Origin of the sequence: Paenibacillus sp. PvR133 (assembly GCF_017833155.1) — a bacterium.
Taxonomy (GTDB): Bacteria; Bacillota; Bacilli; order Paenibacillales; family Paenibacillaceae; genus Paenibacillus; species Paenibacillus polymyxa_B.
Genome location: NZ_JAFIBS010000001.1, coordinates 1811849 through 1832951, shown reverse-complemented (window position 1 = coordinate 1832951; position 21103 = coordinate 1811849). Strand labels below are relative to the sequence as shown.

20 protein-coding genes are annotated in these 21103 nt (G+C 48.0%); 9 read left to right on the top strand and 11 right to left on the bottom strand.

The features are described from left to right. Positions 1-87 precede the first annotated feature (87 nt). Positions 88-1044 (top strand): ArsR/SmtB family transcription factor, encoded by a 957-nt coding sequence (locus JOE49_RS08150; protein ID WP_023986743.1) that lies wholly within the window; start codon positions 88-90, stop codon positions 1042-1044. A gap of 119 nt (positions 1045-1163) precedes the next feature. Here JOE49_RS08150 and JOE49_RS08145 read toward each other — a convergent pair whose 3' ends face one another. The 3 genes from JOE49_RS08145 to JOE49_RS08135 all read right to left on the bottom strand — a co-directional run bounded on the left by JOE49_RS08145 (position 1164) and on the right by JOE49_RS08135 (position 4649). Beyond that, on the bottom strand, positions 1164-2216 hold the full coding sequence (locus tag JOE49_RS08145; RefSeq protein WP_071559405.1) for a lactonase family protein: 1053 nt from the start codon (positions 2214-2216) through the stop codon (positions 1164-1166). 221 nt (positions 2217-2437) lie between these two features. Next, positions 2438-3640, bottom strand: a complete 1203-nt coding sequence (locus JOE49_RS08140; protein WP_028541191.1) for an MFS transporter — start codon at positions 3638-3640, stop codon at positions 2438-2440. Positions 3641-3887: 247 nt separating this feature from the next. Then, positions 3888-4649 (bottom strand): AAA family ATPase, encoded by a 762-nt coding sequence (locus tag JOE49_RS08135; RefSeq protein WP_209940873.1) that lies wholly within the window; start codon positions 4647-4649, stop codon positions 3888-3890. A 212-nt stretch (positions 4650-4861) separates the two neighbouring features. Here JOE49_RS08135 and mprF point away from each other — a divergent pair, with 212 nt between their 5' ends. Continuing rightward, on the top strand, positions 4862-7504 hold the full coding sequence (mprF, locus tag JOE49_RS08130; RefSeq protein WP_209940872.1) for a bifunctional lysylphosphatidylglycerol flippase/synthetase MprF: 2643 nt from the start codon (positions 4862-4864) through the stop codon (positions 7502-7504). A gap of 105 nt (positions 7505-7609) precedes the next feature. On the opposite strand, the gene JOE49_RS08125 is transcribed toward mprF, so the two are convergent. Then, positions 7610-8236 carry a nitroreductase family protein gene (locus JOE49_RS08125; protein ID WP_023986738.1) on the bottom strand — a complete coding sequence of 209 codons (627 nt, stop codon included), beginning with the start codon at positions 8234-8236 and terminating at the stop codon, positions 7610-7612. Positions 8237-8471: 235 nt separating this feature from the next. Between JOE49_RS08125 and JOE49_RS08120 the strand changes: the two genes are divergently transcribed. Together JOE49_RS08120 and JOE49_RS08115 are read left to right on the top strand one after the other, a co-directional pair. Next, on the top strand, positions 8472-8948 hold the full coding sequence (locus JOE49_RS08120; protein WP_023986736.1) for a disulfide oxidoreductase: 477 nt from the start codon (positions 8472-8474) through the stop codon (positions 8946-8948). A 165-nt stretch (positions 8949-9113) separates the two neighbouring features. Next, positions 9114-9611: a CcdC family protein gene (locus tag JOE49_RS08115; RefSeq protein ID WP_023986735.1), complete on the top strand. Its 498-nt coding sequence runs from the start codon at positions 9114-9116 to the stop codon at positions 9609-9611. A 309-nt stretch (positions 9612-9920) separates the two neighbouring features. Here the strand turns inward: JOE49_RS08115 and map are convergent, their stop codons facing one another. Next, on the bottom strand, positions 9921-10667 hold the full coding sequence (gene map / locus JOE49_RS08110; protein ID WP_013308498.1) for a type I methionyl aminopeptidase: 747 nt from the start codon (positions 10665-10667) through the stop codon (positions 9921-9923). 193 nt (positions 10668-10860) lie between these two features. On the opposite strand from map, the gene JOE49_RS08105 reads away from it, so the two are divergent. The 4 genes from JOE49_RS08105 (at position 10861) to JOE49_RS08090 (ending at position 14917) form a co-directional block, all read left to right on the top strand. Next, entirely contained in the window at positions 10861-11556 is a 696-nt protein-coding gene (locus JOE49_RS08105) for a GntR family transcriptional regulator (protein WP_071559407.1), read from the top strand. A 132-nt stretch (positions 11557-11688) separates the two neighbouring features. After that, complete coding sequence (locus tag JOE49_RS08100; RefSeq protein WP_209940871.1) at positions 11689-13050, top strand: GntP family permease; 1362 nt, start codon at positions 11689-11691, stop codon at positions 13048-13050. A 41-nt stretch (positions 13051-13091) separates the two neighbouring features. Continuing rightward, positions 13092-14639, top strand: coding sequence for a gluconokinase (gntK, locus tag JOE49_RS08095; protein ID WP_209940870.1), 1548 nt, complete (start codon positions 13092-13094; stop codon positions 14637-14639). 92 nt (positions 14640-14731) lie between these two features. Then, positions 14732-14917 (top strand): hypothetical protein, encoded by a 186-nt coding sequence (locus JOE49_RS08090; protein WP_071559410.1) that lies wholly within the window; start codon positions 14732-14734, stop codon positions 14915-14917. A 179-nt stretch (positions 14918-15096) separates the two neighbouring features. On the opposite strand, the gene JOE49_RS08085 is transcribed toward JOE49_RS08090, so the two are convergent. From JOE49_RS08085 to JOE49_RS08075, 3 genes are all read right to left on the bottom strand, one after another. Further along, positions 15097-15216, bottom strand: a complete 120-nt coding sequence (locus tag JOE49_RS08085; RefSeq protein WP_013369112.1) for a hypothetical protein — start codon at positions 15214-15216, stop codon at positions 15097-15099. A gap of 114 nt (positions 15217-15330) precedes the next feature. Next, positions 15331-16152: a serine/threonine protein kinase gene (locus JOE49_RS08080; RefSeq protein WP_209940869.1), complete on the bottom strand. Its 822-nt coding sequence runs from the start codon at positions 16150-16152 to the stop codon at positions 15331-15333. A 144-nt stretch (positions 16153-16296) separates the two neighbouring features. Continuing rightward, positions 16297-17121 (bottom strand): MerR family transcriptional regulator, encoded by an 825-nt coding sequence (locus JOE49_RS08075; protein WP_209940868.1) that lies wholly within the window; start codon positions 17119-17121, stop codon positions 16297-16299. A gap of 537 nt (positions 17122-17658) precedes the next feature. Between JOE49_RS08075 and JOE49_RS08070 the strand changes: the two genes are divergently transcribed. Then, positions 17659-18615 carry an L-lactate dehydrogenase gene (locus tag JOE49_RS08070; protein WP_023986728.1) on the top strand — a complete coding sequence of 319 codons (957 nt, stop codon included), beginning with the start codon at positions 17659-17661 and terminating at the stop codon, positions 18613-18615. A gap of 72 nt (positions 18616-18687) precedes the next feature. Here the strand turns inward: JOE49_RS08070 and JOE49_RS08065 are convergent, their stop codons facing one another. The 3 genes from JOE49_RS08065 to JOE49_RS08055 are packed head-to-tail and all read right to left on the bottom strand — an operon-like array spanning position 18688 to position 21046. Next, entirely contained in the window at positions 18688-19416 is a 729-nt protein-coding gene (locus JOE49_RS08065) for an ABC transporter permease (protein ID WP_209940867.1), read from the bottom strand. Next, positions 19416-20132 carry an ABC transporter permease gene (locus JOE49_RS08060; protein ID WP_023986726.1) on the bottom strand — a complete coding sequence of 239 codons (717 nt, stop codon included), beginning with the start codon at positions 20130-20132 and terminating at the stop codon, positions 19416-19418. The genes JOE49_RS08065 and JOE49_RS08060 overlap by 1 nt, the downstream gene beginning before the upstream one ends. Beyond that, entirely contained in the window at positions 20129-21046 is a 918-nt protein-coding gene (locus JOE49_RS08055) for an ABC transporter ATP-binding protein (protein ID WP_023986725.1), read from the bottom strand. The genes JOE49_RS08060 and JOE49_RS08055 overlap by 4 nt, the downstream gene beginning before the upstream one ends. Positions 21047-21103 lie beyond the last annotated feature (57 nt).

Here is a 21103-nt window from a genome sequence, read left to right as displayed (position 1 = left end):
TATCGTTTTTTATGTATGATTATTGAAAAAAATCCATATATGTTAAACTACCATCAATTTATGATGTGCGTTAGAATTGGAGGAACTATGCAACTGGACATTTCTGAAAAATCACTTCCCGTTTATGAAGCGCTGGCCAGTGAGGTTCGGCTAAACATGATTGTTCTGCTTGCGGAGAAGCCTATGAATATACGTGAGCTGGCGGAAGCGTTGGGGCTCAGCAGTGCGATTATGACGATGCATGTCAAGAAACTGGAGAGAGCGTCCATTATTTCGACCAAAATGCTGCCTGGACGAGGCGGGGTACAGAAAGTGTGCTCACTGGCTACAGACAAAATTGAAATCGCCATGCCACGCTACCAGCAGGATGTACGACAATTCCATCAGACGGAGATTTCTGTCGGACACTTTACAGATTTTGAAATACAGGCGACCTGCGGACTGGCTACCGTCGAAAAGATCATTGGTGAATTCGATGAGCCTCGTTCATTCTTGGACCCTGAGCGCTTCAATTCAAAAATTCTATGGTTCAGCCAAGGTTATATGGATTATAAGGTGCCGAATTTCCTACTGTCCAGCCAAAAAGCTGAGGAACTGGAAATTTCGATGGAACTATCATCCGAGGCCCCTTTTACCAATGATAATTGGCCTTCAGATATCACTTTTTTCCTAAATGATGTGAATTTGGGTACATGGACCAGTCCAGGGGATTTCGGGGATAACCGTGGTAAATACACACCTGCATGGTGGCCTGATTTTATTAATCAATATGGTCTCCTTAAAAGACTTCGCGTTACCTCTGAAGGCACCTTTATGGATGGCAAACAGATATCCGACGTGACTTTAAGCCAAGTGCTAATTGATCAGAAGCAATGGAAATTCCGCATTGCCATATTGGATGATGCCCAGCATGTTGGAGGGGTTACCCTGTTCGGTACCGGATTCGGTAACTACAATCAGGACATCCTGTTCCGTTTGTACTACAAACATACAGAAAATCATGCCAAAACAGTAGCGGTAGAAGCTGGCGATAGCAGTAAGTAGCTTTTAGACCACTTCAAGACCTGAACACGGCGTTTTGCCCATGCCTTTCATGGGAAACAAAGCGCCGTGTTTTATTTTTCATCCACTTATATCGTACTCTTTTGCCACATGCTATCCGATTAGCGAACAGGTTCAATACATACAGGTGAAGGAACCTCCAGCACATATCCCGTTCGGGTCAGCCGTCCATCCTCACTATGGATGGCAAAAGATACGATGTTGTTTCCATCCTGATTCGCTACTACCAGATAACCGGACAAGATGTTGAAGTTACGCGGTGTGCTGCCGAAGGTTTCCACCCATTCAACCACCTTCAGCTTGCCGCTGTCCAGATCGACATGGTATAGCACGATGCTATCATGGCCGCGGTTTGACACATACAAAAAGCGTCCACAGGGCGTAATCCGAATATCGGCTGCTGTATTTTCTACATCTATAATGCCTTCTGGCAGTGTGGACAGGCTTTGCAGCAATGTAAGCTCACCATTACGTTCGTTATAACTAAACACAGCGACTGTATTGTTCAACTCATTGGCGACAAAAGCATATGGACGCGAAGGATGAAAAACCAGATGACGCGGTCCAGAACCGGGTGGCAAATCTGTCTCACGATGGGTCACCAGTTTTCCATCCTCTGTCAAACGGTATACCACAATCTGGTCCAGTCCCAGATCACATACCATGGCATACTGTCCTGAAGGATCTGGAATAATCGAATGCGGATGTGCCGCATCCTGGCGGTCCTGGCGAATACCTGAGCCGGTATGCTGAACTTGTCCCGACATGTCTCCTAATCCTCCTGCTTCCGTCGCAGGGAACACAACGGCATTGCCGCCTGAATAGTTAGAAGCCAGCACATATCGTCCATCGGTTGTTACGGAAACATAGCAAGTATGCGCTCCCTCCGTCCCTTTTCGATCCAAAGGATGTAATTCCCCCGTCTGGGCATTCACCTGATACGCATACAGCTCGCCTCCTTCTGTTTCACTGGCAGCATACAGCTTCGTCCCATCCGGGTGTAGAGCGAGAAAAGAAGGCCTCTCCATTCCTTCCACACCTCCAACAATGCGCAGATCACCATTGGTCACACGCAAAGCACATACATATATTCCTCTTTCCTGACGAGACGCATAAGTTCCTGTATAAAATAACTGCTCTTTCCGCTCTTCCATCGGCTCTCATCTCCTTCTAGCTGTTTTTTTACATATTATCTGGCTTTTAGCTCTACTTTTGTCTTGTTGTAAACTCATCATGCATTATTACCCAAGATTCTGTCGTTTCATTAACGTTTCGCGATGTATGCAAAAAAAATAGCCTCCTTCGGCGCCATCTGCGGTTCACAAGAACGTCACAGTTCACACCAAAAGAGACTAATTTCACGAAAAGAACAACATTAAACCGCTGTGGTTTGCGTATCTCTGCTTTTCCATTTTACAGCCAGACCCAAACTAAGAATGAGAATGGCTGCCCCAAAAATGTATGGCAAATTGATATGCACCTCGAACAATGTACCCGCAAGCGCAGGTCCTAGAATATTACCAATACTCATATAAGCATTGTTCATGCCAGCTGCAACTCCCTGCTCATCCCCCGCCATTTTGGATAAAGCAGTATTAATGGCTGGCCGAAGCAACGACGTAGCGGTAAAGAAGATGAGCGATACCCCGAGTACATAATAAAAGTTGCCAGAGAGCAGCATAAGCACAAGGGAAATCGCCGAAAACAGAAAGGAACCGATGATGACACCTTTTTCGCCAAAACGGTTTAACATCGGACTGATTACCACAGCTTGAATCACGGTTCCGACCAGTGCACCTACGGTAATAATGATAGCAATATCACGCTCATTATAATGAAACTTCCCCGTCACAAAGAAAGGAAACATCGTTTCAAAATGTGTCAGTCCAAAGGTTAAGGTGAATATCATAATCAGCAGCATAAAGTAAGGCTTGCGGAAAGAAAGGGCAAACTGTTTAATCACATTGTCCCGTTTGGCCTTGACATTCCGAAACTTCAACTGTTTTTCCAGTGATAAGGTTTCGGGTAGCATAATCAAGGAAATCAGTGCAGCTACGCCCGATACGGCCGCCGAAACATACAAGGGCGTACGAATCGAGATATCTGCCAGCAAACCGCCCACACCAGGACCGATCACAAAGCCAAGAGACATGGCGGCACCCAACAGCCCCATTCCTCTACCGCGATTGTGGACCGTTGTAATGTCAGCAATATAGGCCATCATCGGAGGAATCATAAAGGCTGCCCCTGCACCACCCAGTAAACGGGAGATATACAATGTGGTCAACGATTCCCCAATCGCAAACAATACAGAAGAAGCCGTCATGATTACCAAACCGATAATAATCATTTTTTTACGTCCGTATTTATCGGACCATTCCCCCGCTAGCGGCGAAAACAGGAATTGGGTTAAGCCAAACACGGCAACCAAATAACCACCCGTTTCACCACTGCCTCCCAAGGAGCTCATAAACTTAGGGAGGATCGGAATAATGAGGCCAATTCCCAGCATGGCAATAAACATATTAATCATCAAAATGACCAGCGGTCCCATTTTCAACTGTTGTGAATCTGACATGTTGCGTTTTGTCCTCCTCAGGTTCTTTATTTCGTATACGAAAATCTTATTTTGCAACCATTTCAGCAAAACTCTTCATTATATTAATAGAGCGAGAGACAAATAACAATCATAAAATACTTCCGATAACCCTGAATCTTTCCTTTGACAGGACAGCAAAAAGGAACAACCTGAAATGGCGATGTTGTCCCTCTCATACGAACGACCAGGGTGAATTTCTGGAACGGTCTGGCGGTCCCTACGATCCCTATTGTGGATCTTCGAATAGCTCCTGTATCATCTTTTCCTTGTTATTCAGAAATTGCTTGGTGATGATAAAATGATCGGTTTCCTCCAGTGTCCGGATGTCGATCCCTTCATGTGTCAGATGATACAAGATGGAATCTGGATAAGCCATCAAAATGGGGGAATGAGTAGAAATGATAAACTGTGAGCCCTGCTGCACCAGCTCGTGAATCCGTGCAAGCATGGCCATCTGGCGCAAAGGCGATAACGCAGCCTCCGGTTCATCCAAAATATACAATCCTTGTCCTCCAAACCGATGCACAAAGGCAGCAAAAAAAGACTCGCCATGCGACTGCTCATGCAGCGATTTGCCTCCGTAGGAGTTTCGAATAGGTGGGCCTCCACCTTCGCGATCCAGCTCGTCGATATGAGTCGCCACATTATAGTAGCTTTCCGCCCGGAAAAAGAAGCCATCCCTCGGCTTTTCTATCCCTCTCACCAGCCGGATATGCTCATGCAGTGAGGAATGCGTGGCTTGTGTAGAAAAATTAAAATTTTTAGTACCGCCCTCTGGATTAAATCCCCACGCGACCGCGATTGCCTCCATAAGCGTCGATTTACCTACACCGTTTTCTCCAATAATATAGGTAACGGAAGAATGGAATTTAAGTTCATTCCACTGGTGTAAGGCTTTTAAGTTAAACGGATATTGGCTCTTGTCAGCATCTGGAGGCCATATCAGCTCCAGGCGACGTATAAAAAGATTACGATCCCATATACTCATGTCCAGTTCAGCTCCATTGCCAAGCAATTCACTAGGTTTTCCATCATTATATTGGAATTATTTACAACAATCAAACTGAAACCCCATTTCGTAACCCTTCTGTTGTTATTCAAACGATTATTACAGGTATAATATATAGTAATGTTCATCGGGCATGAAATCTAAGCACTTCATTCCGTGTACATCTCATTCTTTTCCAAGCAGGTGAATCTATGAAATCTAATCACAAACCGATTCAATCCTTTAAAATCGTACAGTTCGTGATGACCGTCTACAGGCAACGATTGACACGTATTCTGCTACCACTGGCTGTACTGGCTTTTATTATATGGGAGGCCGGACGAGAACTAAAAGACTTTAATCTGGCGCGTATGCTTCATGAGCTGCGGCGAATGGATGCCACCTTTCTGATCGAGATTGGCTTGTTCTCACTAGCTGCCGTGGCGGCTATGAGCGCATACGATTACGTAATCAGGCATCATTTCAAGCTTCAGGTCAAGCCTGGAACGACATTTCGCTATGCCTGGATCTCCAATACCTTCAATAATGTCTTTGGGTTTGCAGGCTTTACAGGAGCGGGACTTCGCACAGTGCTGTATAAAAAAAGCGGGGTGCCGTTGGGTGTCATCACCTCTGCGGTCGTATTTCTTTCGCCAGTCGTCATTACCGGACTATCTTTGCTGGCTTGGGGAGCCATTGTCCATCTGTATCCGGTACAGCCTGTACTGGATGCTCATCCGTGGCTTCATTGGGCGCTGTGGGGAATGGCATTGTACCTGCCGCTATTTCTGATCATGCAGCGCTCCAAACGGTACTCCACATGGTTCAACAAGGGAGAAGGACAGCTTTCCTGGTCCACCATCTCCGCTTCCATCAGTGCTTCCCTGCTGGAATGGCTGCTGGCTGGCCTTACCTTTGCATGGATCGGCTCGCACTTGCTCCATGAATTGCCGATGCATGCTGTGTTCGGTATTTATGTAATAGCCGCGATTGCCGGGTTGATCAGTCTTGCACCCGGAGGGGTCGGGGCATTCGACATCATTGCCCTGCTCGGGCTGCAAATGGCGGGAGCCAACTCAGATCGGGCACTGGCTGTGCTGCTGGTCTTTCGTGTCTTTTATTACATCATCCCGTGGCTCATCGGCTTGGTATTAGCCGCGCTGGAAATGATTCCGCGTAACGAGCGCCTGAATCAGCTAGCTGAGACGGGCTGGGACTACTCCCTTAATGCGTGGCAGAAGGTATGGGGTTGGCCTGGTCAATTCCGATTTTTGGCAGATCTAGGAGTATGGGCGCTTGGTAAGCTGGTACTCATCTCCGGCGTGGTGCTTCTTTTGTCGGCAGCTACGCCAGGTCTATTATATCGGCTCCGTTTTGCTGAGCATTTGCTCAGCCTGCCCGTCATGCGCTTGTCGCATGAAATCTCAGTCATCATCGGGATTATGCTTGTCGTCCTGTCCCACGGAATCTCTCTACGTATTCGCAGAGCATTACGACTGACATTGATATTGCTGCTGGCCGGCGCCATTTTCACCTTCATTAAAGGTCTGGATTTTGAAGAAGCCTTATTCCTACTGTTCGTGGCGTTAATGCTATGGATCTCGCGCTCGCGGTTTTATCGGGTCAGTGCACCACTGAATCGGCACAATATTTTAATATGGGGCGGATTATCTCTACTTGTAACCGGGGCTTATTTTATCATTGGGGCAGGCTCCAATACTCCGTTTATGCGCCATTTGCACGCCAAGGTTCATCTGGACTTTTTTATGAACCGCAGCGATTACGGAGTTACTGCCGTGTTTAGTCTGATTTTGGCATGGGTATTCCTGACGGTGTACTTCTTTCTTCGGCCTCAGCGTGGTATCAGCAATCTACCCGACGCGCAGGAGCTGGATAAGCTAAAAGAATTTTTGGAACGACAGGGTGGTAATCTCGTTTCCCACATGCTTTTTCTGGGCGATAAATATCTGTATTGGACCAAAAATGAACAGGTCGTCATTCCCTATGCTCGCAGTCGGGACAAACTGATTGTATTAGGTGACCCACTCGGTCCAAAAGAACGCGTGAGTGAAGCGATTCAGGAATTTCAGCGGTTCGCAGATCGGTATGCGTTAACGGCTGTATTTTATCAGGCATCACCGGAGTATTTGTCCATCTATCACGAGAACGGCTATCGCTTTTTCAAACTGGGCGAGGAAGCACTGGTGCCGCTGGAATCCTTTACACTGACGGGCAAAAGCAATCAAGCGCTACGTAGCGCCAAAAACCGCTTTGACCGCGATGGCTACTCATTCGAAATCATCCAACCGCCTCTAGAGGCGTCACTGATTGAGGAGATGCGTCATGTTTCGAATATTTGGCTGGACGGGCGCAAGGAGAAGGGATATTCACTCGGCTGGTTCAAAGAGCCCTATCTTCAGTTGGCACCGATTGCATTGCTAAAGGACTCTGAAGGAAAAGTTATCGCTTTCGCTACGATGGCCCCTGCCTATGATCATGGACGGACGGTCTCCATTGACCTAATGCGCCACTTGCCTGACACGCCAAATGGCACGATGGATTATTTATTCACACGGGTCATTGAGTGGGCCAAGGAGAGTGGATATGCGACATTTAATCTGGGAATGGCACCGCTGTCCCAGGTAGGGCAAAGCGAAAAGGCATTGCGCGAGGAAAAGCTGGCTCGACTTGTTTTTCAATACGGGGGACATTTTTACGGCTTTCAGGGGCTTCGGCGCTTTAAGGATAAGTTCAAGCCGCAATGGGAGCCGCGTTATCTGGCCTATCCGGCTTCTGTCTTTCTACCGATCCTGACGCTGGAGCTGGTATATCTCGTGTCCAAACGCTCGGACTAAACAAAGGGCTAACCAAAAGGCTTTTGACACCTAACACGACGTAAAGAAGGGTGTTCCCCAACCACGAACGGTTGCAGGAACACCCTTTTACATTCACAAATCTTCTTAGAAGCTACCTTTTACAACAACTTCAGACAGTGGGAAACGTCCTGATGGACGTGCTGGTACTTGTGCCTTACCTACGCTAATAAGCAGGGTTGGCAGGTAACGTGCCGGAATATTGAATTGCTCGATCAATTGTGCTGGAATGAAACCGCCCATTGCGCAAGTGTCGTAGCCCAGAGATTTAGCAGCCAGCATAATGTTTTGTGCTGCAAAAGCAGAGTTCAGGATGGCGGCATCGCGAGCTACTTGCGGGTTTTGGTACGCGCCGTTGATTTGACCTACCAATGCGTCACGGATTTCCGCTGGCAGTGCGCCTGCTTCTACCGCTTGATCATAAATGACGGTGTTGCGGTTCGCTTCCAAATCACCCAATACGGCAATCGTAACGGAACTTTCCACTACTTGACCCTGATTGTAGGCGATAGGTAGCAATTTTTGCTTGTCCGCTTCGCTTTCGATGACAAGGAATTTCCAATGTTGAAGGTTCCAAGCGGAAGGAGCTTCTATCGCGGCAGTCAAAATAGCCTCCAAATCTTCCTCTGGCAATTTAAAATCCTTAACATAGCTCTTTACCGCGTGTCTTTCACTAATAGTAGATAGGGTTTCATTTTTTGGACTGCTCGACATTCTAGGCACTCTCCTAATTTCTTAATATATATCTAACTTGAATCCTCATTAACTTCCCAAACTACTGCAATTATAAAAATGATAGTGAATGATGTCAATATGTTTAAGTATGACCCTGCACTCAAAATACAGTACAATACGGATAAAGACATACATATCGGCATATGCCTGCCGATGGGACAAGACACGGGTGAGTTCATTTTGTTCTCATTTGAATTAAAAAAGGAGCGTTACTATGATTGGATCGTTTAAAAAAACGGATATTGCTTTGTTTGCCGCCTGGGTTGTAGCTTGTGTGGCCACATTGGGCAGTCTGTATCTCAGCGAGATTTTGGGGTATGAGCCTTGTAAGCTGTGCTGGTTTCAGCGCATTCTGATGTATCCCCTGACCCTTCTGCTCGGAATTGCATATTTTCGAGGAGATTCGGGGATACGTCGTTACGTCATGCCGTTGGCTATCATTGGAGGCGCGATTGCGGCCTATCATTTTATCATTCAGCGCATCCATGCAGCCGCCAAAGCAGCTGCGCAAACTTCAACTTCCTGCGGCAGAGTATCCTGTGAACAGGATTACCTGAACTGGTTCGATTTTATCACCATTCCTTTTCTCGCACTGATCGCCTTTATCCTTATTATTGCAGCCATGGGTTATATCATGCGTCAGGAGAAAAAATCAGCTCAAGGAGAGGTACAAGCAAAGGAACTCGCATAAGTATGAAAGAGACCTAATTATAGGACCCGTTACCACCAAGAGGCGTATAATCCGCTTGCCCAAGGAAAGACTGTAACTAAATATATCCATTGCATGTGTGCTATAATGTAAAAGGTTTGCAGTCTGTCCAATAACGCTTATATTCCTTATAGAGGGGGCCAGTCCATGTTTCATATTAGCACCCCATTGCTGCAATATGGCGCAACCTTCGGTATGATCTTAATCGCTATATCGGCTATTTTCATCCGTATGAAGACAGGTCATCGCCCGATTAATGCCAAAAAAATCATCATCCCACCGCTCGGCATGAGCACCGGTTTTATGATGTTTGTGGTGCCGGAAGTACGGGTTCCCTGGCTTTGGGCGCTAGGCGCTTTTCTGGTCGGCTGGTTTATTTTTTCTTACCCGTTGATCCGCAGCACCAAATTTGAATTGCAAGAAGGGCTGGTTTTCGTGCAACGCTCACGTACCTTCTTTTTTATCCTGATCAGCCTGCTGATCATCCGATTGCTGTTGCATGAATTTATTCAGCATTACATTACCATTCCGCAGACAGCAGGGCTATTTTTCATCCTAGCCTTCGGGACCTTGTTACACTGGCGGCTTCGTATGTATTTCCAATATCGTCAGTTCGTTCCGAACGAGGCGGAAGTTCGCATCTGACAAACAGGTTTTTAACATGCATGCCCGCATGTTGCTGTATAGACCAAAAAGACACGTTCTCCTAAAAGGAGCCGTGTCTTTTTGGTCTATCAGGTCTACATTATGCATTCCGGAAAAAGGAGCTATTCGATTGCGTCCCTCTGTCTTCGCAGTGTACAGCATTCGATCTGCCTGAACATGCCTGGGACTGGAACGGACATGCAGCGGATGCTTATAGCAAAAGAGACCGTCCTCTGGACAGCCCCTTTTTCTGTAACATGTCTAGCTCATTCAACCCGTTAGTCTGTATGCTACCGATGGATGCCTGCTTTATTGCTGGGTCAAAATAATCGGACCCTCTGCTGTAATGGCCAGCGTATGCTCGTATTGCGCAGACAAGCCGCCGTCCAACGTGCGTGCGGTCCAGCCGTCGGCATCAATTTTACTGCGGTATGTGCCTGTGTTGAGCATCGGCTCAATTGTAATGACCATGCCCTCTTTTAAGCGTGGTCCACGGTGCGGCGGTCCGTAATGTGGAACCTGCGGTTGCTCATGCATCTCTTCCCCGATGCCGTGCCCAATAAATTCGCGTACGACCGAGAAGCCTTCCGCTTCCGCATAGGTTTGTATCGCATGGGAAATATCTCCGATCCGGTTACCGATAACAGCTTGCTCAATCCCTTTATACAGTGATTCCTTGGTAACGTCCAGCAGCTTTTGCGCCTGCTCAGACACATTACCTACCGCATACGACCAAGCGGAATCTGCCAGCCAGCCATTCAGGTTCACAACCATGTCGATCGTCACGATGTCCCCGTCCTTCAACGGTGTCTTATTCGGAAAGCCGTGGCAAATCACATCGTTAGGTGAGCCACATGTTGCAAACTGGTAGCCGTTATAGCCCTTTTGCTCCGGTGTTGCGCCATGCTTCTTCATAAAGGATTCTGCGAAAGCGTCGATTTCCAGTGTCGTAATGCCTGGCTTGATCATTTTGGCAATTTCCCGGTGGCAAGCAGCCAAAATGTCTCCAGCTTTTTTCATATTTTCAATTTGTTCTTTGGTTTTAATGATAATCATTAAACGGTCTCCTTCTTTTCCGTGTTCGTTCCACTTTTCACTGCTTCTTTTTTCTGCTTCTATTGTAACGCTAAAAGCAGCGAAATGGAACCGATGTCAACTAACACCGTTTACAAGGATCTTAAACGGGGTATATAATACTCCATAACTTGTATACCAGTATGCAAAATTATTTCCAAGATAGGAGTATCCTATGAAATATCCAACAACCTGGTTACAGGGCGCATCGCTTGGGGAAAGGATTGCTTGTGAACTTCGGCTTCAGATTATACGGGGTATTCAGACGCCAGGTACTGTGCTATCTGAGAATCAGATTGCTGCCGATTTTGGTACCAGTCGTTCTCCGGTGCGTGAAGCCTTGAAGGCACTCTCGGGCGAAGGACTGATCCGTTTGGAGCGCATGGGGGCGGTTGTCGTCGGCATGACACCCGGTGATATGGAGGAGCTATTCGATGTGCGAATGCTGATTGAGCATTTTGTTGTACAAAGGTATGTACATAGTGATAATGCCACATTGGTGACTGTTCTGAATCAGATGATTGACAAAATGGAAGTCGCTCTCAAGTACAGGGATGTCGTTGAATTTTCTCTTCAGGATTTTAATTTTCATGAGGCTCTGGTTCTGGAAGCAGGCCATACCCGTATTCTTCATACCTGGAACGGTATGAGACAGTTAATCCTGACGGTCATGTTAGCTGCGACAGAACAACGATTTGCGTCCAACATCGAAGAATCACAAGTCACGATTCACAAACATCGAACCTTTGCAAACGCTTTAAATCAAGGGAATGCTCAGGAGTTGTCGGGATTTATTGAGGATCATTACCGAGATACCCGCAACGCGGTTAACGACAGCGTCCTGTCTCCCTACAGAAAGACATCGTCCTAGCCGCAACATGCGTGACAAAGAGCCGATGTACCGCGCTTCATGCGTTTCTTGCTGGCGCGGTTCTCTTTTACATTAAAGTTGTCGACAAGTATACATTTAACTACACATATAAGAATAAGGAGGCATACCTTCATGAACACATTATTCGGCTTAAGCCATAACGCGTCCCTGCTCATATGGGCGCTAGTTACCGTCATTCTTTTGATTTTGCTGATTGCCAAATTCAAATGGAATCCCTTCGTTTCACTGCTGCTTTCGTCGGTATTTCTCGGACTGGTTAACGGGATGCCGGGACATGAAGTTACTGCCTCCATTACCAAGGGGCTCGGCAGTACACTCGGCTCCATCGCCATCGTGATCGGTTTAGGCACCATGCTCGGTAAAATGATGGCAGAATCCGGCGGTGCCGAACGCATCGCGATCACACTGATGGATCGTTTTGGTGAAAAACGCGTTCATTGGGCGATGATGATCGTAGGCTTTATCGTGGGTATTCCAGTATTTTTTGAGGTTGGTATTATTTTATTAATTCCCATCCTGTTCACGGTTGCCCGTAAAATGAATATGTCTCTGCTGAAAATCGGTATTCCAATGCTGGCAGGACTATCGACGGTACACGGCCTTTTACCGCCCCACCCGGCTCCGATGATCGCGATTGAAGCCTTTAACGCCAATATTGGACGCACGATAGGATATGCACTCATCGTGGGCATTCCATCCGCCATTATTGCAGGCCCGGTCTTCGGCGCTTGGATTGGCAAAAGAATCATGGTCAGACCTTCCGAGAGGCTGGACGAGCAGTTCAGAAATACGACGGGACGGTCGTTGCCTCCTTTTTGGATTACTTTGTTCACCATTTTGTTGCCTGTTATTCTAATGCTTAGCGGATCAGTCGCTGAAATCGTAGACCCGGCCAATACACATCCACTCACTATATTTTTTAAATTCATTGGTGATGAGGTTATGGCATTGCTGATTGCGGCTGTGTTCTCTTTTTTCTCGCTAGGCTATGCACGTGGTCTAAAGAAAGAGGACTTGTCCCGTTTTACCAGTGAATGTCTGGCGCCAACAGCATCTATCATCTTAATTATCGGGAGCGGCGGTGCATTTAAAACGGTATTGATCGACAGCGGTGTAGGTCAGGCCATTGCAGCGGTCGCTACAGGAGCCCATATGAATGTGATTGTATTTGCTTTTCTGGTCGCTGCGCTCATTCGTGTAGCCACTGGATCAGCGACAGTCGCGATGACGACAGGCTCCGGTATTGTCGCACCTGTGCTGGCGCTTACTCCCGGCGCGAATGTCGAACTGGTCGTCCTTGCTACAGGGGCAGGGTCGCTGATCTTGTCTCATGTGAATGACGCCGGTTTTTGGATGATTAAAGAGTTTTTCAATATGACGGTTCCGCAGACTCTAAAATCATGGACCGTTATGGAAACCATCCTCTCCCTGGTCGCTTTCGGTTTGATTATGCTGCTGAGTGTGTTAATTTAACGATAATGAGCTAATAACGGTAAGTGAAGGGGAGATTGAATATGACAGACACCCGATATATGATCGGCGTCGATATCGGCACAACCAGTACCAAAGCGGTGCTTTTCGAAGAAAACGGCAATATTGCCGCCCAGCACCATGTGGGCTATCCGCTCCATACACCTGAGCCGGATGCGGCAGAACAGGACCCGGAAGATATTTTCAAAGCTGTCGTGACGACGGTGCAAGAGGTCATGAAACAAAGCGGAGTGTCAGCCGAGCATGTGCTGTTCGTCTCCTTTAGTTCGGCCATGCACAGTGTACTGGCGGTGGATAAGAACGGCAAACCGCTGACCGCCTCCATCACTTGGGCAGATAACCGTAGCGCCAAATGGGCCGAAGCGCTCAAACATGAATACAACGGACACGACATTTACTTACGTACCGGAACGCCCATTCATCCCATGTCACCGCTAACGAAACTGATGTGGATTACACGGGATTTACCGGATATTGCGGCCCAGACGTATAAATTCATTTCCATTAAGGAGTACGTTTTTGCCCGGTTATTCCACCAATATGTCGTGGACCACTCGATTGCCTCTGCAACCGGACTTATGAATTTGCAGCAGCTGGACTGGGATGAGGAAGCACTGCACATTGCAGGTGTGACAAAGGAGCAACTATCCGAGCTGGTGCCGACAACGCATGTGCTCAAAGGGCTGGATGAGACCTATGCGCATGACATGGGTCTACTGAAGACGACTCCTTTTGTAATCGGGGCCAGCGACGGTGTCTTGTCCAACCTCGGTGTGAATGCGATCAAACCTGGAGTTGTCGCGGTTACCATCGGCACCAGCGGAGCCATCCGTACCGTAGTTGATAAGCCGCTCACGGATGCCAAAGGGCGCTTTTTCTGTTACGCCTTAACCGAAAAGCTGTGGGTCATCGGAGGCCCGGTGAACAATGGAGGTATAGTCTTCCGCTGGATCCGGGATGAATTTGCAGCCTCCGAGGTGGAAACGGCCAAACGACTGGGACTTGATCCATATCATGTGCTGACCCAAATTGCGGAACAGGTACGTCCTGGCTCCGACGGTTTGCTCTTTCTTCCGTACTTATCCGGTGAACGTGCGCCCCTGTGGGACCCAAATGCTCGCGGCTCCTTCTTCGGTCTGTCCCTGCGTCACAAAAAAGAGCATATGATTCGCGCCGCTCTGGAGGGTGTGCTGTTCAATTTGTATACCGTCATGCTCGCCATGGAAGAAGTCATCGACAGACCGTCAGTCATTCACGCCACTGGTGGATTTGCACGCTCGGAGCTATGGAGACAGCTCATGGCGGATATTTTCGATCAGGAAGTCATTATCCCCGAAAGTCTGGAAAGCTCATGTCTGGGCGCAGCTATTCTGGGCTTGTACGCGCTGGGACGGATTGATTCGCTGGATGCTGTGTCCGGTATGATCGGTACCACTCACCAGCACAAACCTGTAGCAGAACACGTGGATATTTATCGCGATTTACTACCGATTTATATCCGCATTTCACGTAAATTCGAAGAAGAGTTCAAGGATATTGCGGAATTTCAGGCCAAGTCCCTACAATCTTAAATTAGTGGAACCTGTTCTAACGCTGCTGCGTATTACCTTTTTATAAAAACCTGTCTATGTCAGTTGGGCAGGGTAAGAAGGAGGATTAGACGATGCTTAAACAATTACTGCACCGCCTGCTACATTCCACCTCTCATTCTCATAAGCGGCGATACAGCAGCTCAGACCGTTATTACGAACGTGAACGTAAACACCATTCTTCTTCAGACGGTTACAAGAATAGCCACAATGGGCACCGATATTACAAAGATAAACGCCGTCATTACTCCAGTTCTTAGCCAAACAACAAGAAGTAGCGACGGAATAGAGCGTACCACAAGAAGCATGCCACAGGCTCCTTCAAACCCTATAAAGCGAAGACCCTTCTCATCTCAAGGGCCTTCGCTTTATTGTTGTGCGCCCTTCGTTATGCAGGGCAACATCTGTGCATTTTACAGGAAATCGGTTATGACCGAAATTACAGAAACAGGGTTTTAGAGATGATCACCAGCAAAATAAACAGAACCAGAATCGCTCCTACAGAGGTCCATGCTCCTACGCCGCAACCCATACCGCCTACTCCACACATATGACTCATTTACAACACTCCCTTCGCTCATTTACAGAATCATTGTATGTAGACCTGGTCAAATGCGTAAGGGGGGCATTCCCCCATTTTTGCGGCGAATGCCTGTTTATTTTTAGGGACTATCTATGGGTTAATCTCAAGCAGCAACAATGCTTCCTCCAGCTCTTGCATAAACTGTCGGCTATTCTCATAACGTGGCCGAATCTGAAAAAGACGCTCCAGCATTTGACGCACAGGTGAACTCAGTTTCAATTCTTCCTGCCAGCTTGCCGGCGGTTGATCCGGCTGAGGCTCGTAACTGCTATACAGCATAAAAAGCATTAAATGTCCGACATCGTACAAATCGCTGTAGACGGCGACATCTTGTCGCTCGGGTGCGCGCTTTTCCAGCATGGATTCGGTAAATATATCCTCCTGCCGCTCTCCTACCGCCAGAGCAAGACCAAAGTCAATCAGGTAAGGCTTCCCCTCACGGTGAATCACATTGGGAATGCGGATATCCCGATGGATATAGCCCCGTTCATGCACATGCAGAACTCGCTCCATTAACTCCAAAATGTAGACAATGCATTCCTGTTCTGTAAAGGAACGCTCCTGTTCGAATATAAGCTCCTCCAGCGTCATGCCAGAGATGTATTCCATGATCACAACTATTCCGTTCGAATGCTCGACACTTTCGAGTAGCTTCGGAATATAAGGGTGTTCCATCTGCCGCATAATATGAGCCTCGCGCTGCAATAGCTGAACTGCCTTCGCCCGTTTGCTCGGTCTGGGCAATTTCACCGCCACCTCTTGTCCGCTGTTCCGATCCAAACAGAGGTAGGTTAGACCATAGCTCCCCATGCCTAAAAGCGAACGAACATCATAACGTCCGCTCAGTAAATCGCCAGGCTGTTTCGGATAGTCCATCCATGATTCATATGCGTTCCGCAACCAAGCAAACATATTTATATCCTTTCCTCTACATGCCGCAGCAACGTTTCTTATGCGGCTTGTTCTCGTATTCTTATATTCCGTTATTATACCATCCACGATAAAAGACCATCAGAACCGGGAAGGTCTGATGGTCTTTATCAAAAAAGATGCTGGTTATGCCTCTCTGCGTCTGCGCGGTGTCAGACCAAGCCAGGACAACAACGAACCGCGCGATTTGCGTTGCCTGCCCTGGTAGGTACGCAAATTCGTAATTAACTGCCGGTCCCGTTCCTCGTCGATCCTTTCTTTCATCCAGCGTTTTTGATCCTCCAGTTGGTTAGACAGGTTGATATTCTTTTCCACCAAACGGCTGTGCTCTGCTTCCAACTCCTCCAAACGGCTCCGCATTTCCAACAAAGCGTTTTGCACCATGTCCTGCATCTGCGCCAGTTCCTGTGGCTCTACGGACTCCTGCGTTTGTACGGATACAGGTGCTTGTTCCAATCTATACTCAATGGTAGATGCCAAAGTCTGGAACTCCTCCTGCGACTGTAGCTGCATCATGGGTTCCTCTGACAGTTCCTGAGCATTCATTTCATCCTGTAACTCTGTCAGTTCAACCGTAGCAGCAGCTTGCGCCTGCATGACCGTCTCTTCCCTGCCCTCAGCCGCCGCCATTATTTCTTCCCAAGTTGCGGTCAGTGACTCAGCATCCGAGATGGGTGGCAAGCGGAATTCCTCATCCTCCATTTGAAAGGGAGCGGTCACTCTCTCAAGCACCACCTGAACCGCCTGCTCCATCGTCATATGCTGCTCACGCAACGCCCTCCGCATCACCTTCAAGCACTCAACATCCTCAGCACTGAACATTCTCGATTGATTCGCGGAACGCTGAAACACATACCCTTGCTCCTCCAGCGCCGCTGCATATTTACGAAGGGTACTCGCCCCGATTCCCAACTGCTTTGCTGCTTCCGTCGTCGATTTGCTTTCTTCCATTTAATCATTACCTCCCCGGATGGTATGGAAAGAAATTAGCTTGTATATGTAGAATTCGCGAAATCCATTGGAAACCCTTTGGCAAAAATGTTCTAATATTGCAGACTGCTAAGAACCTTTGTCATAACGGAATATTTGTAGAAATACAAGAAACGACATTGCAAGAGAATACTTTCGTTTTATGTACCCTTCAGACTCTTTAAAGAGCGTCACATAAATGTCACACTTTCATGATTTCTATGGCACCATTCCTTCCATCAACATGGTCCATGTTATAATTTATACAGCGGTCACCTTAAATATAAATTGAAACGTCCTCTCCTACCTTCCAGTAAAAGTATTGATAATTTACGTTCATTCTACAATTAATCCTAGAAAGACACCTCTATTTACAGTTCATTTTTAATTTTCCAGAATGGAGACAAAAAAATGGATATTTTCAAAAGATCAGCAATATGTTATGTTATGTAACGTAAAATGGATTTCAGGCATAATTTGTAGCATATTAACGTTCGCTGGAACGAGGAGGCAACATAGATGAAGGGGAAGGCAAGGAAAGTAGCTATTGTCGGCGCGGGAATGGTCGGTTCGAGCTGTGCCTACTCAATGGTTAATCAGTCCATTTGTGATGAGATCATGATGATTGACCGCACGTATGATCGGGCTTTGGCCCATGCACTGGATCTGTCCCATTGTATGGATTTTACGTCCACACGTACCAAGGTACGTGCAGGCACGTATGCAGACTGCACGGATATGGACGTTGTGATTATAACGGCTGGAGCCAACCCTAAACCGGGTCAAGACCGCCTATCTGTGCTGGATGACGCAGTGCTTATTACCAGAGAGATTGTAACAGCGATTATGGAGGGTGGTTTCGACGGTATATTCGTCATTGCCGCTAATCCTGTCGACATTGTAACGTATATGGTACAAAGTATATCCGGTCTGCCACGCAACAAGGTGATCGGCACGGGCACCTCCATTGACTCATCCCGACTCAAGACGTTGCTTTCTGAAGTATTTTCCATAGATCCGCGCAGCGTACAAGGATATGCGCTTGGCGAGCATGGCGAATCCCAATTCGTTGCCTGGTCACACGTCACGATTGGTGGTAAGCCACTCTTGCACATTTTGCGTCAGCATAAGGAACGATTCAGCCACGTCGATCTGGACGACATTGCCCGTAAAACTCGGGATGCAGGCTGGGAGATCTTCACCCGCAAAGGCGCCACTTATTTTGGTATTGCCAATGCGCTGGCATACATTACACGTTCCATTTTAAATGATGATGGTAAAATTATAGCGGTCTCTGCTGTATTGGACGGCGAGTACGGGCACACCGATGTCTGCACGGGCGTTCCGGCGATTATCGGCAGCAGAGGAATTCAAGAGGTCATCGAGCTGGAGCTAAGTCCGGAAGAACAAGCGAAGTTCGACGCCTCTTGCCACCTTATCAGCAATAATATTCGTGCCATTTCAGGCCTAGTGTAAACCAATAGCACAGTAAAAAAACTCCTTACCCTCATTGAGGATAAGGAGTTTTTGCAATCCCCGTATTTCGCCCTATATCTCTTTATAACGAAATACTGTCAGTCCCGCCAACGTAAATACGACAAAGCTACCCATTATAACCGTCAACAGTGTATCCGTTGGCACCATGAACGCCCCGAAGTTGTCTCTTCCACTCGGCATCATCGCCAATAAAGGCTGTGTCCATGGATAGTACGGACCGTAGGTTTGAGAATTGGCGACCAGAATATTCGGCACGGTGAAGACGAAATTCAACGCAAGCGGTGCGGCAAAGCTGGACCACAGGAAGGACACCATCAACTGCAACGCAGCCAGCGGCAGGCAGGCTACCCAGCCGGCGAGCAAACTTTGAGCGATCACGGCCCATGGAATCGGTCCGTTCATGTCCTGCACAACTCCAACACCCAGCAACGCTCCTCCGAACAGTAGCTGGGTCAATCCGACCAAGGCCATAATGATGGTCAGCTTGGCCGCATACAGACTCGTGCGGGACAATGGCAATGACATCAGCTGCTTCCAACCGCCGCCCCCATGCTCGAATCGGCAGACCAGAGATGCAAATACGGCGGTCAGCATCGGCATGAACAGCAGCGCATGAACTGTAAGCATGGCAGACAACAACACCTGCCAATTCCCTCCCGGGTTTGCCAGCAAACCAATCAGGACGGCAATCGCCGGGCTGACGAGCGCAAGGAGCCAGACGGGCGATTTCGCCATTTTCATACGTTCAACAGAAAGCAGCCGTACATATCCTCCGAACATTACGCCACATCCTTTCGGCTAAAATGGGCCGCTGTCAGCAGGCTGAGAAGCACACCCGTTCCGCACCCGACGGACGCAAACATCCACGCTTGAGGTGCAACCCATGCGAATTGAGGCCAGGCCAACGGAAACCATTCGGACAGCTGTGAAGCAAACAAGCTGCCGATGCCTAACGTAATGCCCAGTGTTACAGGCAGAGCCTGATTATGGAACGTGACCGTTAACCACAACAATAATACGAGCATAGGCAGCGTGCCGCCTAAAGGCCAAAATCCAAGCCGCAGTAATTCTCCAATCGGCGCCGGCTCTCCTCCGAAGCCGAGTAGCATGCCCAACACCCACGTCCCTACCGTCAGGAGTACACAGGACACACACAGCATCCCGATCGCCAGCGTCAGCTTGGCCATATAGACGCTGAATTTGGAAATCGGCAAGGCCAGTAGCTGCTTCCAGGAATTAGACATATGCTCCACATTCGCCAACATGGAAGCGACCATGGTGGCTCCTAACACCAGCGCAAGGGGGACAAACATAGCGATGTTATCCATCAAGGATTCCCACAAATGGCCCTTGTATCGCGGAATCAGATAGTCATAGCGGAGTCCAAAGTTCAGCGCCTGCATCGCCACCAGCCCAAGGGGACCGAGAAACACCAGGAACCAGATTCCCTTTCTGCGTGCTTTGAGCAGATCCGCCGTGAGCGCCCGCAGCATCATAAGGAAGTTCCTCCTTTGCCCACCACTTGCATGAACATATCCTCCAGCGATTTGCGGCGTTCCTCCACACGGTATACGGCATGCGTATTTTCGACCAATCTTCTGACCAGCAGCGCAACAGCCGCATCATTCATGTTCTCGAAATCCAGCGCCGATCCGTCCTTCACTGAATGGTAGCCCTGCTCACGCGCAATCAACTGGGCTGCTTCCGGTTCCGACACTACGATCCGAATTCCTCCCGCAGATTCCTGACGGAGATTATGAATCGTATTTTGAAAGACCAACTCTCCTTCACGGATAATACCCACAGTATTCGCCATATGCTCTACCTCGCTCAACAGATGGCTGGATACCAGCACGGTGATCCCCCGTTGCTTGGGCATCGCCTGAATCAATGTGCGCATTTCCTGAATACCCTCCGGGTCCAAACCATTCGTAGGCTCATCCAAAATGAGCACTTCGGGATTCCCAAGCAGGGCTGCTGCAATGCCAAGTCTCTGCTTCATACCCAGGGAGTAGCCTTTGACTGGACGTTTGGCATGCTTGGTCAGTCGGACGACCTCCAACACTTCGGCAATGTTTTGCTTGGGTACATTCAAAATACGGCGAATGGCCTCCAGATTTTCAATTGCGTTCAAATGACCATAATACGAAGGATACTCCACCAACGAGCCGACTTTACGCAAGATATCGAGCTTATGTCTGCGAATATCTTTGCCGAATATACGGATCGTTCCTCGAGTTGGGCGAATAAGTCCAAGCAGCATGCGGATCGTTGTCGTTTTCCCCGCTCCATTGGGACCCAGAAATCCGTAAATATCTCCTCGAGCTATTTTCAGGTCCAGCTGATTAACCGCCGCGCGGCCTTTGTATATTTTGCTGAGACTGTTCGTTTCAATAATGTATTCGTTCAAGTTCCTCACCTCGACACCTATCGTAACGTGCCAAGTTTAAAGCCAAGGGAACTCTGA